Source organism: Corynebacterium sp. HMSC062E11, assembly GCF_001811845.1.
GTDB lineage: Bacteria > Actinomycetota > Actinomycetes > Mycobacteriales > Mycobacteriaceae > Corynebacterium > Corynebacterium hesseae.
This window is the reverse complement of the sequence record NZ_KV806806.1, coordinates 1-973: the sequence shown is the minus strand read 5'-3', so window position 1 is coordinate 973 and position 973 is coordinate 1. Positions and strand designations below refer to the sequence as shown.

Sequence of the window (973 nt, the reverse complement as noted above, 5' to 3'; positions counted from 1 at the left end):
GCAACGCGAGCAGAAAAGTTCGAACTAATGCAGCAGGAGAAGGCGAACTACAGCATCAAACGCATGGCACGGCTATTAAAAGTGTCTCGGTCTGGATACTACAAATGGGCCCATGCGCAGCAGAAACGACTATCCGGAAAGGATGATCGGTCAGCATTTTACGATGATGTTGACCGAAAGATTCATCAGATTTGGAAAGACTCCGATGAGGTTTATGGTGCTCCTCGGATCACCGCAGAGCTCGCCGAGCGCTACCACATTTCGCTTAACCGTAAGACTGTGGCGAAGCGGATGCGCATGATGGGCATTGAAGGGATTTCACCGCGTGCCTTTGTCCCGGTGACAACGATTCAATCCAAGCGTAAGTCAACTCTTCCTGACCTGGTCAAGCGCATGTTTGATACTGGTGAGCTCAACCGGGTGTGGATGTCGGATATTACCTACCTACGCACCAGCGAGGGATGGTTGTACTTGTGCGCGGTCCGCGATGGTCATTCCCGCAGGGTACTGGGCTGGGCAATGGATAGTGTTCAAGACACACACCTGGTCGAACGGGCCCTGCGGATGGCGCATACGCTGCGCGGTGACGTTCCTGATGGGCTGGTGTTTCACGCTGACCGTGGAACACAATTCACCAGCGAGAAGCTCTGGGAGGTCTGCCGCAACCTGGGCATCGCTCAGTCTGTGGGGCGCACTGGCGTGTGCTTCGATAACGCGATGGCCGAGTCGTTCTGGTCGACGCTAAAGACTGAATTCTACGACCGTAAGCGATGGCCTACCCGTGATGCTGCACGCAAGGCTGTTGCCTACTGGATTGAAGTCGTCTACAACCGTCGGCGCCGGCACTCTGCACTCGGAATGGTCAGCCCCGTCGACTTCGAGAACCACGCCGGCGCAATCAACAGCAGAAAAGAAATAGCTGCCTAACCACTAGGTAGCTCCACTACGTGTCCACGATTTGCGGGCAACCCCA

General features: G+C 55.3%; 1 protein-coding gene. It reads left to right on the top strand.

Translation table 11 applies throughout. The features are described 5' to 3' along the window. The coding region (locus tag HMPREF2822_RS07660) for an IS3 family transposase (protein ID WP_158014573.1) at positions 1 to 927 on the top strand (927 nt) is incomplete at its 5' end. Between the last annotated feature and the right edge of the window lie 46 nt (positions 928 to 973).